This window comes from Kitasatospora sp. NPDC058162, from assembly GCF_042884005.1.
Taxonomy (GTDB): domain Bacteria; phylum Actinomycetota; class Actinomycetes; order Streptomycetales; family Streptomycetaceae; genus Kitasatospora.
Window position 1 is genome coordinate 1 of sequence record NZ_JBHVUS010000042.1, and the last position, 13,935, is coordinate 13,935.

13 protein-coding genes are annotated in these 13,935 nt (G+C 73.5%); 4 read left to right on the forward strand and 9 right to left on the reverse strand.

The annotated features are described in order from the left end of the window. Positions 1–416: 416 nt before the first annotated feature. Positions 417–1,421 (reverse strand): stage II sporulation protein M, encoded by a 1,005-nt coding sequence (locus ACFVXG_RS40055; RefSeq protein ID WP_387935174.1) that lies wholly within the window; start codon positions 1,419–1,421, stop codon positions 417–419. Between the two features lie 253 nt (positions 1,422–1,674). On the opposite strand from ACFVXG_RS40055, the gene ACFVXG_RS40060 reads away from it, so the two are divergent. Beyond that, positions 1,675–2,706 carry an RDD family protein gene (locus ACFVXG_RS40060; RefSeq protein WP_387935175.1) on the forward strand — a complete coding sequence of 344 codons (1,032 nt, stop codon included), beginning with the start codon at positions 1,675–1,677 and terminating at the stop codon, positions 2,704–2,706. A 40-nt stretch (positions 2,707–2,746) separates the two neighbouring features. Here ACFVXG_RS40060 and ACFVXG_RS40065 read toward each other — a convergent pair whose 3' ends face one another. After that, entirely contained in the window at positions 2,747–3,376 is a 630-nt protein-coding gene (locus ACFVXG_RS40065) for a hypothetical protein (protein ID WP_350509609.1), read from the reverse strand. A 146-nt stretch (positions 3,377–3,522) separates the two neighbouring features. Between ACFVXG_RS40065 and ACFVXG_RS40070 the strand changes: the two genes are divergently transcribed. After that, positions 3,523–4,035: a SigE family RNA polymerase sigma factor gene (locus ACFVXG_RS40070; RefSeq protein WP_387935177.1), complete on the forward strand. Its 513-nt coding sequence runs from the start codon at positions 3,523–3,525 to the stop codon at positions 4,033–4,035. Continuing rightward, complete coding sequence (locus ACFVXG_RS40075; RefSeq protein WP_387935178.1) at positions 4,032–5,078, forward strand: hypothetical protein; 1,047 nt, start codon at positions 4,032–4,034, stop codon at positions 5,076–5,078. The genes ACFVXG_RS40070 and ACFVXG_RS40075 overlap by 4 nt, the downstream gene beginning before the upstream one ends. Before the next feature lie 88 nt (positions 5,079–5,166). Here the strand turns inward: ACFVXG_RS40075 and ahcY are convergent, their stop codons facing one another. The 6 genes from ahcY to ACFVXG_RS40105 form a co-directional block, all read right to left on the reverse strand. Further along, positions 5,167–6,615: an adenosylhomocysteinase gene (gene ahcY / locus ACFVXG_RS40080; protein WP_387935180.1), complete on the reverse strand. Its 1,449-nt coding sequence runs from the start codon at positions 6,613–6,615 to the stop codon at positions 5,167–5,169. A gap of 373 nt (positions 6,616–6,988) precedes the next feature. Continuing rightward, on the reverse strand, positions 6,989–7,966 hold the full coding sequence (locus ACFVXG_RS40085; protein ID WP_387935182.1) for a cation diffusion facilitator family transporter: 978 nt from the start codon (positions 7,964–7,966) through the stop codon (positions 6,989–6,991). Between the two features lie 19 nt (positions 7,967–7,985). Next, positions 7,986–9,239 (reverse strand): SIS domain-containing protein, encoded by a 1,254-nt coding sequence (locus ACFVXG_RS40090; RefSeq protein ID WP_387935184.1) that lies wholly within the window; start codon positions 9,237–9,239, stop codon positions 7,986–7,988. A 74-nt stretch (positions 9,240–9,313) separates the two neighbouring features. Then, positions 9,314–9,496, reverse strand: coding sequence for a Trm112 family protein (locus ACFVXG_RS40095; RefSeq protein WP_387935186.1), 183 nt, complete (start codon positions 9,494–9,496; stop codon positions 9,314–9,316). Between the two features lie 96 nt (positions 9,497–9,592). Continuing rightward, on the reverse strand, positions 9,593–10,978 hold the full coding sequence (locus tag ACFVXG_RS40100) for a phosphomannomutase/phosphoglucomutase (RefSeq protein ID WP_387935187.1): 1,386 nt from the start codon (positions 10,976–10,978) through the stop codon (positions 9,593–9,595). 139 nt (positions 10,979–11,117) lie between these two features. Beyond that, positions 11,118–11,483 (reverse strand): DUF3499 domain-containing protein, encoded by a 366-nt coding sequence (locus tag ACFVXG_RS40105; protein ID WP_387935189.1) that lies wholly within the window; start codon positions 11,481–11,483, stop codon positions 11,118–11,120. A 252-nt stretch (positions 11,484–11,735) separates the two neighbouring features. Here ACFVXG_RS40105 and ACFVXG_RS40110 point away from each other — a divergent pair, with 252 nt between their 5' ends. Next, complete coding sequence (locus tag ACFVXG_RS40110) at positions 11,736–12,188, forward strand: metallopeptidase family protein (RefSeq protein WP_350509617.1); 453 nt, start codon at positions 11,736–11,738, stop codon at positions 12,186–12,188. Positions 12,189–12,224: 36 nt separating this feature from the next. Here the strand turns inward: ACFVXG_RS40110 and ACFVXG_RS40115 are convergent, their stop codons facing one another. Then, entirely contained in the window at positions 12,225–13,931 is a 1,707-nt protein-coding gene (locus tag ACFVXG_RS40115; protein WP_387935191.1) for a DUF5719 family protein, read from the reverse strand. Between the last annotated feature and the right edge of the window lie 4 nt (positions 13,932–13,935).

Sequence of the window (13,935 nt, forward strand, 5' to 3'; positions counted from 1 at the left end):
TGACTTTTGGCACGCTGTTGAGTTCTCAAGGAACGGACGCTTCCTTCGGACCGCCTTCCAGCGGGCCCTCCGGGCGCTTCGTTCTTTCGTGTTTCAAGCTTACCAGATGTTTTCCGCTCCGTTTTCCGGAGTTTCATTCATCCGATTCCCGCTGGGGGGATTTCCTGCGAACTTCGTTCCGAAGCCTATCAAAGCCTTCGGAGTGTTCCGTCCGTGGGATTTGCTTCATCAGAGGACGCGCATTTCGTGAAACGCGCTCGCCTCGATTTCGGCGGTGTCGTAGACACTAACGCCCGGGCTGACCGTTGTCCAGTCAGTCCCAACCGTTCAAACCTACTAGCCCACCCTCACCACGTCAATGGTTTGGTCGGGATGCGAGAAGAGTAGCAGGTCAGAGGCCTGCTGATCACATCGGCTCAGGCCGCGACAGGCTGGAGGTCCGCCCGATCGGCCGCATCCACATCGCCGAACTCACCGCTCGCCGCGGCCTTCCGGCCCAACACCAGCGCATAGGTGAGGAACGCCGCCTCTGCTACCACTCCGATGGAAATGCGCGCCCAGGTCGGCAGGCCGGACGGGGTCACGAAGGCTTCCAGCGTTCCGGCCACCGCCAGCACCGTCGCCAGCCCGATTCCCATGCCGATGATCGAGCGGCCCTGTTCCGCCAGCGCCACCGTGCGGGTGCGCGGGCCGGGGTCGATGACGGTCCAGCCGAGTCGCAGGCCGAGGCCGCCGGCCACGAAGACCGCGGTCAGCTCCAGCAGACCGTGCGGGATGAGCAGGCCGAGGAAGATGTCGAGCCGCCCGGCGGAGGCCATCAGCCCGACACCGACGGCGAGGTTGACCACGTTGGTCCACATCACGATGAGCACCGGGATGCCCAGGGCGATCCCGAAGAGCAGGCACTGCACGGCGATCCAGGCGTTGTTCGTCCAGACCTGGGCGGCGAAGGAGCTGGCCGGCCGGTCCGAGTAGTACGCCTCGTACTGTCCGCCGGGGCGGGTCATCTCCCGCAGGTCGTCGGGCGCGATGAGGCTGTTCCGGACCTCGGGGTGGGTGGCGATCCACCAGGCGATCAGCACGGTGAAGGCCATCGAGACCACCGCGACCGGCACCCACCAACGGCGGGCGCGGTACAGCGCGGCCGGGAAGCTCACCGTGTAATAGCGGGCGACGTCCTGCCAGCCGTTGCTGCGGGCGCCGGTCACCGCACTGCGGGACCGCGAGACCAGGCCGGTCAGCCGGCTGACCAGTGCCGGGTCCGGCGCGGCGGCCTGCACCTTGGCGAGGTGGCCGGTGGCGCGCTGGTAGAGGGTGACCAGCTCGTCGGCCTCCTCGCCGCTGAGCCGGCGCCTACGGGCCAGGGCGTCCAGCCGGGCCCACTCCCCCTGGTGGGTGGCGACGAAGACGTCCAGGTCCATTCGGCGGCTCCATGGTCGGCGATGGCGCGAGGCGCGCGTGCGCGGTCGGGCGCGGTCGGGCAGGTACGTGCGGACACGTGCGGGCCCAGCATGCCAGGAGCCGCCGCCGCCCCGGCCGCCGGGATCTCACTTCCCGTGCGCCCGCCGGGCGCCGTATGTTTGCGGCTGCGGATCAGACTGCGGAGAGCGAGCGGTGGGGGCGGATCCGAGCACGGCTCCCACCTGCTCGCATGAGCGTGAACGGACAGGTGTCTTGAGCGACCTGGTGACGGGTGAGGCGGTCGTCCTCGACCTGCAGACGGCGAAGCTTCCGAGCAGGGCGTTGGCGATCGTGCTCGACCTCCTCATCGAGTTCGCCGCGCTGTTCGTGTCGACACTGGTGATGAGTGTCGCCCTGACCGACCTGGACACCGCGGCGCTGACGGCGACGATGCTCGGGATGACGGTCTTCTACCTGGTCGCCCTGCCGGTGATGATCGAGACCTTCAGCCACGGGCGCTCGGTCGGCAAGGCCGCGCTCGGCCTGCGGGTGGTGCGCACCGACGGCGGGCCGGTCCGGTTCCGGCACTCGCTGGTGCGCGGGCTGGTGGGCTTCTTCGAGCTGATCGCGATAACCGGCGCCCCGGCCGTGATCACCTCCGCGCTGAACTCGGACGGCAAGCGGCTCGGCGACATCTTCGCCGGGACGGTCGTGGTCCGCGAGCGAACCCCGGCCGGCGCCGGCGCGGTCAGCCCGCTGCCCCCGGTGCACCCGCAGCTGCTGCACGACATGGGCCGCGAGCTGGTCGCGATGGACCTCTCCGCGGTGCCCGAGCCGCTCTGGCTGGCGATCCGCCAACTGCTCGGCCGGATCGGGCAGTTGGACCCGGCTGTGACGTTCCGGATGTCGACCGGGCTGGCCGAGGACCTGGCCGCCCGGATCGGCAACCCGGTGCCGCCGGGGCTGCACCCGGCCGCGTACCTGGGCGCGGTGCTCACCGAGCGCCAGCGCCGGGAGTGGATGCGCGCCCAGCAGCGGTTCGCGGCCTCGGCACCCGTCCAGCCGCCCGTCCCGCACCCGGCCGCCGCCCCGGTCCCCACGGCCGACGGCCGCCCCCACCGCGTCCTCGGCGTGCCCGCGGCACCCGCGCCCGGCCCGTACGCACCAGCGCCCGCACCGTACGCACCGGCGCCTGCCGCGCCGTACGCCCCGGCCCCCGCCGCCCCGTCCTTCGTCAAGCCCGCGCAGCCCGCCGAGCCCCCGCGGCCCGCCACCCCCGACGCCGGCTTCGCCCCGCCCGCCTGAGCCGCCTACCTGACCCGCCCGCCCGAACCGCGCCCCGCCCCTACTCCCCCACCGGCCAGGCGTTCGGCGGCGACTGCAGCTCCTCCAGCTCGATCCCCTCCGCCGCCAGCACCACGTCCCCCGCCAGGTGCACGACCTGCTGCTCCCCCGTCTCCAGGTCCCCCACCTGGTACCGCTCGACCAACAGCGGCCCCGAGTCCGTCTCGTGGGTGTCCACGCCCTCCAGCAGCCACCCCTGGTCGAAGGTGCGCGGCGCCAGCACCGGCTCGGTGAACGCCACCAGCCGCACCCGCGCGCTCGCCCCCTCCCGCAGCCGCAGCATCCGGGCCGTGGCGACCAGGAAGCCCGGCGAGCGCCCGGCGAAGCCGTGCGCCCGGTCGTGCCCCTCCGCCGCGTGCTCGCCCCCCGGATCGGCCGCGTCGGTGCGGACCCAGGCCACCCCGTCCACCGCGCCGCCGCGCACCTGCCAGCCGCCGGCCCGCAGCTCCATCCGCAGCGGCCGGGCCCGCGAGTCCAGCGTCAGGTCGACGCTGCCGATCACCCGCCCGTCCGGCGCGTAGGTCTTGGAGACGTAGCGCCAGCCGGCCGCCCCGGGCGCGCAGCTGAAGCGCTCCTCGCCGAGCAGGAGGTGGTCGTGGCTGTCGTGCAGTGAGTACCGGCCGTTGGGCATGCCCGAAAGCCTACGTGCGCACCCCGTGCAACATTCCGCGGAGCCGCCCGCATTAGAGGGTCGGACGGCGCGGGAGACGCCGCCCCGACCACCAGAGCAGAACCACCAGAGCAGAACCACGAGCAGGACGACGAGAGGGGGTGCGGATGGCGAAGCAGACGCGCGACGAGGAGTTCACGGAGTACGTGGCCTCCCGGGGCGGCTGGCTGCGGAAGGTCGCCTATCTGCTGTGCGGGGACTGGCACCGGGCCGACGACCTGGTGCAGGAGACCATCACCAAGCTGTACGTGCACTGGTCCAAGGCGAGCCGGGCGGACAACCTGGACGGCTACGCCCGGCGCACGCTGGTCAACACCTTCCTCGCCGAGCAGCGCACCTCCTGGTGGCGCCGCACGGTACGGACGGCCGTCGACGCGGAATCCGCGGCCGCGGTCCTCGACCTGGACGCCTCGCTCGACCTGCGCCGGGCACTCGCGGCCCTGCCGCCCCGACAACGGGCCACCGTCGTCCTGCGCTACTACTGCGACCTGTCGATCGACCGGGCCGCCGAGGCCCTGGGCTGTTCGACGGGCAACGTCAAGAGCCAGAGCTCACGGGCCCTGGACACCCTGCGCAACACCCTGCTCCTCCGCCCCACCGCCGCAGAGAGGACGTCATGACGAACATCGACAACGTCGATCTGGCCGTCCAGCTGGCGGACCTGGCCGCCGAGCCGGCCCCTCCGCCGGGCTTCGACCCCGCCGCGTCCATCACCGCCGGGCGGACCAGGCTGCGCCGCCGCCGACGGGCCGTCGCCGCCGCGCTGGCCACCGCGACCGCGTGCGCGGTCACGGCCGTGCTGCTGCTCGCGCCCGGTGGCGGCGGGGGCTCCGACACCCGTCTGGTGCCGGCCGCCCCTCCCCGCGGGAAGCACCTGACCGCACCCGCCACGCCCCCGCCGACGATCGGCAGCCCCACCGACCCGCTGGTGGCCGGCGGGACGTTCGGCTGGCTCCCCGGCGGGCCGGACGCCGAACCCACCTTCGGCTACAGCGCCGCCGACGGATCGGTCGTCACGCGGGCCACGCTGCCCGGTACGGCGGGGACGCTCGAACTCATCGTCCATCCCGACACGTCCGAGCCCGCGTTGCGCGCCGATGCGCAGCAGAAGCAGGAGAGGGTGCCGGCCGCCACGGTCAACGGCCGGACCGCCTACTGGGTGACCGACCCGACCCACCCGACCTTCGACAGCGGACGGCGGATCCTCCGCTGGCAGACCGCCTCCGGCCACTGGGCCCAGCTGTTGTCGAACCGGCCGAGGGGAGCCGAGCCCACGGACGAGGTGCTGCTGCGCGTCGCGGCCGCGGTCGAGGTCGTCGACCAGCCGGTCCCGCTGCCGTTCTGGCTGTCCGGCCTGCCGACGGGCACCCGCCCGACCAGCGCCGAGCTGACCTGGCCCACGCCGGGGAAGCCCTGGGTCGCGACCCTCGGTCTCACCTCCGGCGAGATGGGCTTCGGGATCATCGTGACCCCGGTCGGCAGCCCGCCGTACGGGAAGACCGACCAGAAGTGCCGGACGGAGCAGGGGCTCAGGATCTGCGCGACGGTGGAGTCCGACAGCCTGCCGCTGACCGACCGCCTCGGCGGCCTGGAGTCCCTCGCCGCGGCGGTGCACGTCACCGGCGTCGAGCAGAAGACCTGGACCACCCAGGTCATCCGCTGAACCCGGAAACGCCGGTGGCCGGCACCCCCCGAGGGGTGCCGGCCACCGGCGTCAGCGCGAACTCATCCGGACCGGAGAGCCCACCGCATCAGTAGCGGTACTGCTCCGGCTTGTACGGGCCCTCGACCGGGACGCCGATGTAGTCGGCCTGCTCCTGGCTCAGCGTGGTCAGCTTCACGCCCAGCGCGTCGAGGTGCAGGCGGGCGACCTTCTCGTCCAGGTGCTTCGGCAGCACGTAGACGCCGATCGGGTACTCGTCGGTCTTCGTGAACAGCTCGATCTGGGCGATCGTCTGGTTCGCGAAGGAGTTGGACATCACGAACGACGGGTGGCCGGTCGCGTTGCCCAGGTTCAGCAGGCGGCCCTCGGAGAGGACGATGATGGTGCGGCCGTCGGCCTTGCGCCACTCGTGGACCTGCGGCTTGACCTCGGTCTTCACGACGCCGTCGAGCTTGGCCAGGCCGGCCATGTCGATCTCGTTGTCGAAGTGGCCGATGTTGCCCACGATGGCCTGGTGCTTCATCCGGGCCATGTGGGAGGCCATGATGATGTCCTTGTTGCCCGTGGTCGTGATGAAGATGTCGGCGATCTCCACCACGTCGTCCAGGGTGGCGACCTGGTAGCCGTCCATCGCCGCCTGGAGCGCGCAGATCGGGTCGATCTCGGTGACGATGACGCGGGCGCCCTGGCCGCGCAGCGACTCGGCGCAGCCCTTGCCGACGTCGCCGTAGCCGCAGACGACGGCGACCTTGCCGCCGATCAGGACGTCGGTGGCGCGGTTGATGCCGTCGATGAGCGAGTGGCGGCAGCCGTACTTGTTGTCGAACTTCGACTTGGTGACCGAGTCGTTGACGTTGATCGCCGGGAACAGCAGCTGGCCGTCACGGTGCATCTCGTACAGGCGGTGGACACCGGTGGTGGTCTCCTCGGTCACGCCCTTGATGGTGGCGGCGACCTCGGTCCACTTGTTCGGGGTGTCCTTGAGCGTGCGGTTGAGCAGCTCGAGGATGATCCGGAACTCGTCGTTGTCCGCGGTGGACGGGTCCGGAGCGGCACCGGCCTTCTCGAACTCGACGCCCTTGTGGATCAGCAGGGTGGCGTCGCCGCCGTCGTCCAGGATCATGTTCGGGGTCTGGCCGTCAGGCCAGGTCAGCGCCTGCTCGGTGCACCACCAGTACTCCTCCAGGGTCTCGCCCTTCCAGGCGAAGACCGGCACGCCCTTCGGGTTCTCCGGGGTGCCCTCCGGGCCGACGGCGATGGCCGCGGCCGCGTGGTCCTGGGTGGAGAAGATGTTGCAGGAGCACCAGCGGACCTCGGCACCGAGCGCCGTCAGGGTCTCGATCAGCACGGCGGTCTGGATGGTCATGTGCAGCGAGCCGGTGATCCGGGCGCCGGCCAGCGGCTGCGACGCGGCGTACTCGGCGCGGATGGACATGAGGCCGGGCATCTCGTGCTCGGCCAGCTGGATCTCCTTGCGGCCGAACGGCGCCAGGGAAAGGTCGGCGACCTTGAAGTCACCGGTGATGTCGGTCGACATGCGTCTGCTCCTCGCTGATGGGGGTGGGGCACGGCCAAGGTCCGGATGTGCGATGCGCATGGCGGGCCGTACGGACGCACGGCTACGCCGGGGCCGCCGGATCCCGTGGTGGCGGACCGGCTCCCTGCTGCGCAGCACAAACCGTCGGAGGACCTCTCTCCCTCGACCGGCGCACACCCTACGGGCGCGGACCGCCGATCGACCGCCATCAGCAGCGACGTTCTGGCACTGGTGACGAATCTACACCGATGGCCCCGTCGGGCGTCCGCTGATGAGTGATTTGGGCGGCCGGATCCGACCGCCCCTCGACCGGGGCCCGAGCCGCCGGGAGCCCGGGACCGGGGCCGGTCTCCGGCCCCGGTCGGACGGTCCGTCAGTGCGCCGCTTCCGGCCCCGGGCCGCCCGGGGTGGCCGCCGGGTCCTCGCCCGCGGCGGCCTTCTCGGCGCTGTAGACGTCCGGTTCCAGGTAGATCGCCCGGGCGATCGGGACGGCGGCGCGGACCCTCTCCTCGGCCGCGTCGATGGCCCGCGCCACCCGGTCGGCGCTGTCCTCCGCGTTGACGGCGATCTTGGCGGCGACCAGCAGCTCCTCCGGACCGAGGTGCAGGGTGCGCATGTGGATCACCCCGGTGACCGCCTCGCCGTCCACCAGCGCGGCACGGATCCGCCGCACCGACTCCTTGTCGGCGGACTCGCCGAGCAGCAGCGACTTGGTCTCCAGCGCGAGCACCACCGCGATCACCACCAGCAGGACGCCGATGCACAGGGTGCCGACGCCGTCCCAGACGCCGTCGCCGGTGATCACGGTCAGCGAGACGCCGAGCAGCGCGAGCACCAGGCCGATCAGCGCGCCGGTGTCCTCCAGCAGCACCACCGGCAGCTCCGGCGCCTTGGCGGTGCGGATGTACTGCACCCAGCCCTGGCCGCCCTTGGCCTTGGCGGATTCGCGCACCGCGGTCAGGAAGGACCAGCCCTCCATCGCGACGGCGAAGAGCAGCACGCCCACCGCCCAGCCCCAGGAGTCCAGCGTCTCGGGGTGGTTGACCTTGTGCCAGCCCTCGTAGACCGCGAACAGCCCGCCGACGCTGAACAGCACGATCGCCACCAGGAAGCCGTAGACGTAGCGCTCGCGCCCGTACCCGAAGGGGTGCTCCTCGTCCGCCGCCCGGCGCGCCCGCTTGCCGCCGATCAGCAGCAGCACCTGGTTGCCGGAGTCGGCCACCGAGTGCACGCCCTCGGCCAGCATCGAGGAGGAGCCGGTGAAGCCGAAGGCCGTGAACTTGGCCGCCGCGATCGCCAGGTTGGCGGACAGCGCCGCGACCAGTGCCTTCGTACCGCCCTCTGTGCTCATGCACACAAACCTAGCGGCATCAGGACTGCGCGGCGGCGAGCCCCAGGTAGACGGCGGCGAAGTCGGTCAGCGCGATCAGGTCGGCCAGCGCGTGCAGCGGGTCCGCGAGGGTGCTCGCGTACTCGGTGAGCCGTACGTCGTGGGCGGCGGCCAGCCGGTGGGCGCGGCGCACGCCGAAGCTGCGCGGCCGCTCGTCGTCCTCGGTGACCTCGACGGGGCCGTCCTGCTCCGCCGCGGCCTCCGGCCCGTCCGTCCCGGGGAGGTGCCGCAGCAGCAGCACCTGGAGGTGCAGCGGGTCGGGCTCCTCGACCCGGTCGCGGAAGAAGTCGTCCGGGTCGGCGCCCGCGCCCAACTGGCCGGTGAACATGCCGCGGTGGGCGGTGAGCACCTGGGGCAGCGCGCCGGCCAGGGCCGGGCGGCCGGCCCGGTCGGCCAGCTGGGCGGCGAAGCGGGCGGCGGCGGCACCGGCGACCGGGCCCTCGGCCCAGAGCAGCGGGACGGTCCCGGCGAGCCGCGCGGCCAGGCCCTTCGCCGGGTTGGTGTACGCGGCGGCGTCCGGGCGGCAGCGCACGGCGGCGGTGTCCAGCAGGTCGGCGACGGCCGGCAGCGCGTCGTAGGGCAGCTGGGTGAGGCCGAGCTTCTGGGCGAGCGCCAGCAGCGGGGTCAGGTGGGACCACAGCGCGGCCGGGTCCTCGGCCGGCAGGTCCGGCTCGGCGGCGGGCGCGGCGGCCGGGCCCTCGTCGGGCAGCACCGTGCCGACGTACGGCAGCGGCAGCGCGCGCACCTGCAGCGCGGCCTCGGCCAGCGGGCTGCCGGGCGGGGCGGTGACGACGACGGCGCAGCCGCGGGCGTAGGCCTGCTCGGCGAGGCCGATCAGGCCCTGCTCACCGCCGTCGGCGGAGCTGACCACCAGCAGGTCGAGCGGGCCGGCCCAGCCGGGCAGCTGCCAGCCGAGTCCGGCGGTGAAGGCGGGCGGGGCGCCGGCCCGGTCGGCGCGCGGGGCGGCGGCCTCGGTCGGCGGCAGCGGGGCGACCAGGGTGGCGGACCCGGCCAGCGCCGCGAGGATCTCGGCCGCGGTCAGGGCGCTGCCGTGCCCGGCGACCAGGACGGCGCGCGGGCGGCCGTCCGGGCGCAGCCGGTCGAGGCCGGCCGCGTCGGCCTGCCGCAGCGCGGTGCGGACCCGGGCACCGGCGCCGGCCAGGGCCAGCAGGGCTCGGTCGTGGTCGGCGCGCTGGAGGGCGGCCGGGTCGTCGAGCAGGGTGTCGTCGAGCATGCGGCGGGCCTCCGGCTGTCCTGTGTGGGCGGCGGGCGCGGGTGGGGCTGGTCGGCTGGTCGGCCCCAACAGGATCAGGCCGGGCGGCGGGCCTCGTCCACCAGGAGGACCGGAATGCCTTCGCGGATCGGGTACGCGAGGCCGCAGTCCGCGCCGGTGCAGAGCAGCTCGGGCTGCTCCTCGGTGCCGCCCTCGACGAGCGCGGCCCGGCACTGCGGGCAGACCAGGATCTCCAGCAGGAAGGATTCGAGCTTCATGGGGCTCTCCAAAGTTCGGTGGTGGCACGGAGGTGCCCCGGCCGATAGGCAACCCTACCGGCCGGGGCACCGCGTGCTTCGGTCAGGCGCGGTCCGTCAGGCGCGGACGATGGCGAGCACGCCGTCGCGCAGTTCGGCCATCCGCGCCGGGTCCTTGGCCTCGACGTTGAGGCGCAGCAGCGGCTCGGTGTTGGAGGCGCGCAGGTTGAACCACCAGTCCGGGCCGGCCACGGTCAGGCCGTCCAGCTCGTCCACCGAGGTGCCCTCCAGGCCGGCGTAGGCGGCGCGGACGGCGGCGGTGCTGGCGGCCTGGTCGGCGACGGTGCTGTTGATCTCGCCGGAGGCGGCGTAGCGGTCGTACTCGGCGGTCAGCTCGGAGAGGGTGCCCGGCTGTCCGCCGAGCGCGGCCAGCACGTGCAGCGCGGCCAGCATGCCGGTGTCGGCGCGCCAGAAGTCGCGGAAGTAGTAGTGGGCCGAGTGCTCGCCGCCGAAGACGGCGTCGGTGACGGCCATCTCCTGCTTGATGAAGGAGTGGCCGACCCGGGTGCGCACCGGGGTGGCGCCGAGCTCGCGGACCACCTCGGGGACGGTCCAGGAGGTGATCAGGTTGTGGATGATCGTCGGCTCGGCCTCGCCGGCGGCCTGGGCGCGGGCGATCTCGCGGGCGGCGACCAGGGCGGTGATCGCGGACGGGGAGACCGGCTCGCCGCGCTCGTCGACGACGAAGCAGCGGTCGGCGTCGCCGTCGAAGGCCAGGCCGAGGTCGGCGCCGACCTCGCGGACCTTGGCCTGGAGGTCGACCAGGTTCTTCGGGTCGAGCGGGTTGGCCTCGTGGTTGGGGAAGGTGCCGTCCAGCTCGAAGTACATCGGGACGAGCTCGAGCGGCAGGCCGTCGAAGACGGTCGGCACGGTGTGGCCGCCCATGCCGTTGCCGGCGTCCACGGCGACCTTCAGCGGGCGGATCGCGGTGAGGTCGACCAGGCCCAGCAGGTGGTCGGCGTAGCCGCGCAGGGTCTCCTGGGCGGAGAGCGCGCCGGGCTTCACGTCCCGGGCCGGGACGGTGACGGTGTCGTCCTCGGCGGTCCAGGACTCGACCAGCTCGCGGATCTCGGACAGGCCGGTGTCCTGGCCGACCGGGGCAGCGCCGGCCCGGCAGAGCTTGATGCCGTTGTACTGGGCCGGGTTGTGGCTGGCGGTGAACATCGCGCCGGGCAGGTCGAGCTTGCCGCTGGCGTAGTAGAGCTGGTCGGTCGAGCAGAGGCCGATCTCGACCACGTCGGCGCCGTAGGCGGCCGCGCCCTCGGCGAAGGCCCGGCTGAGCGACGGCGAGGAGGGGCGCATGTCGTGCCCGACCACGATCGCGGTCGCCCCGGTGACCTGCACGAACGCGGCGCCGAAGGCCCGGGACAGGCTCTCGTCCCACTGGTCCGGGACGACACCTCGGACGTCGTACGCCTTCACGAGCTGCTTGAGGTCGCGCACTGCGGCTCCACCCTGGTTCTGTGCTGATCGATACGTCGGGCCACCCGCGCGTCCGGTCGACGGATCGCGGGGGATGTCAGACGGGCAGCGTACCCGGGCCGGGCGAACACACCGTGCCGGGACGGGGCCCAGCGGTTCCCTAGTTGTCGGGCGAGCGCAGGACCCGGAGGTGGCCGCGGCGGCCGCCCTCGGTGGAATCGCCGTCGGGGCCGCGGCCCTGACGGGGGGTCTGCGGGCGGGCGGCCTCGCGGACGGCGTTGGCGAGGGCTTCCAGGTCGTCGCTGCTGCGGCGCAGCGGCCCGGTCTCGAGGGCGAGCCGGACGACCTCCCAGCCGCGCGGGGCGGTGAGCCGCTCGGCGTGCTCGGCGCACAGGTCGTAGCAGTGCGGCTCGGCGTAGGTGGCGAGCGGGCCCAGCACGGCGGTGGAGTCCGCGTAGACGTACGTCAGCGTCGCGACGGCCGGTCGGCCGCACGCGGTCCGCGAACAACGACGTACAGAGCTCACGAGGGTGGACGGTACCGCACTCCCCGCCGGGGAGCGAAGACCGCCTGCCCGGCGGGGTGCCGTGTCGCGGTCCGGCTGCCCGCGGGCAGCCCGTCGCCGGGCCGCCGCCGGGCCCCGGGGGCGCCCCGGGCGCGCCGTCCGGCTCCTGCCGTCCGGCTCACTCCGGCTCTTCCGGCACGCGCCGTCGCACCGGCGATTCCCCCGTCGGAGTGGTCCACTTCCGACCCTTCAAGGACTACTCTCGGCAGTGATATGGACAGCTCCGCACCGCAGTCATCGACAGGCCCCTCGCGCCGCCCCCGGCACCGCGACCGGCACGGCAGGGGGCTGCGCGGCCCGCTGGCCCCGCCCCAGGTGCCGATCTCGCTCACCCGCTCCGAACTGTTCGACGACTACGTGCGCGAGTCGGTGGAGCGGTTGGAGCGGCGGTGGCCGCAGCTGATCGAGGTGGAGTTCGCCGTGCAGGAGGTACCGCTGCACGAGCCGGACGGCGCCGACACCGAGGACGGCGTGCCGCTGGGCCGGGTGTCACCGGGTCAGAAGGGGCACAAGAGCCAGATCGTGGTCTACCGGCGGCCGGTGGAGATCCGGGCGAAGACCCGGGAGGACCGGGCGGCGCTGGTGCACGAGATCCTGATCGAGCAGGTGGCCGAGCTGCTGGGGCTGTCGCCGGACGCGATCGACCCGCGTTACGACGAGGAGTGACCTTCCGGGGCCCCGCGGGGCCCCGGAAGGTCAGGGTCAGCGCAGCACGACGCCGGGGTCCTGGCCGGCCTGCGGGACCTGGACGGTGCTGTGGTCGTCGCGCAGCGCCTGGACGGTGAACATCGGCACGTCCTTGGTGGGGACGGCCAGCATCCGGGCGGCGACCACCGGTCCGCCGGACTCGGTCTCCACGGTGACCGCGAAGACGCCGTTCAGCCCGCTGGGCTCGGGCGCCGGGATGGCGACCGTACCGCCGGCCGGGAGCTGGACCTCCTTGGTCACCGGGGTGCCGCCGCCGCTGCCGGCCGAGCCGGTGACCTTGACGGTGGCGGCGTCGCCGGTGGAGGTCAGGAACACCGTGGAGGCGCCGGCCCGGTTGTCGGCGACGGTGGCGCGGGCGCCGACCGGGCCGCTGCCGGTGAGCCAGGCCGCGTCGCTCTTGCCGTTGCCGCCCACCCGGTCGACCCGCAGGCCGGCCACGACCGGGGTGGGGTGCTTGTCGTCGCTGGGCGACAGCCGCAGCCCGGCGACCTCGTCCCGGGTGACCTTGCCGAGGTCGACGGCGGCCACCATGCCCGCCTTGACGTGGATCGACTCGTTGCCGGCCGGGGTGAACCAGCCGTTCTTGCCGGAGAGCTGGATCTTGAGGTCGGCGTCGTCCTCCGGCGGTGCCCAGACCACCAGCCGGGCCGAGGCCGTGTCGGCGGGCAGGCCGGGCAGCACCTGGGTGGGGGCCGGCTCGGTCGAGGCGGGGATCCAGTCGGCGCCCTTGGCCCCGTCGGCGGCGTGCAGCGCGGCGCCGAGCCGCCCGGAGCGCACCACCACGTGCACGGCGAGGTCGGTGACGGCGCCCTTGCTGATGGTCGACAGCAGGACGGACTGCGAGCTGCCGGGGGCGACGGTGATGCCGTTGGCGGCGTCGTTGTCGATCAGGCCCTTGTCGCCGTACAGCTTGATGTCGACCACGGCGGCGGAGGACTCGGGGTTGACCAGGCTGACGTAGTCGACCCGGTCGCCGGCCGTGCTGGCCCCGGCGAACCAGAAGCTGGTGCTCTCCGGGGTGCAGGTGAGGCCGGACAGGCCCGTGCCGCGCTGCTCGGTGACCACGGTGGTCTGGGTGACGGTGAAGCCGGGGGCGAGGGCGCCGTTGGCGACGGCCCCGGTGCCGGGCACGGCGTCGCCGTTGGAGGCCGGGCCGGTGGCCGGGATGCCGGGCTTGCTGAGGGTCAGCTTGGCGTCGGCGGGCGCGGCGTTCTTGTCCGGGGCCGGGGTGGCCGGGGCGCCGGAGCCGCTCGGGGCGGCGGACGGCGCGGCGGTCGGCGATCCGCTCGGTGCCGGGGCCGAGGGGGCCGTGGTCGGCGGGGTGGCCGGGGCGGCCTGCTCGGAGATCCAGCCGGCGCCGCCGGTGGCCGAGCCGGTGCCGGGCGGGGTGTAGGCGGTGAGGGTGGTCGAGCCGGTCAGGCTCTGGAAGGGCTGCGGGCAGACCGCCGCCGTCCGCTCGACCTGCGCGGTGCTCGGGGCGGCCCCGCCGTCCGCCTTGGCCGGGGTCGCCGGCGGGCGCGCCTCGGCGATCCCGAACACGGCCGCCAGCACCACGGCCGCGGCCAGCAGGGACTGGGTGGTCTTCCCCGCGGACCGGCCGGGGGCCTTCTCCGCGGCCCCCGCCGACTCGGCGGCAGCGGCGGGCACGAAGGACTGCTCGGCCCCGGCGTCGGACTTCTTCCTGAAAGCGGGCTTCTTCATCGCG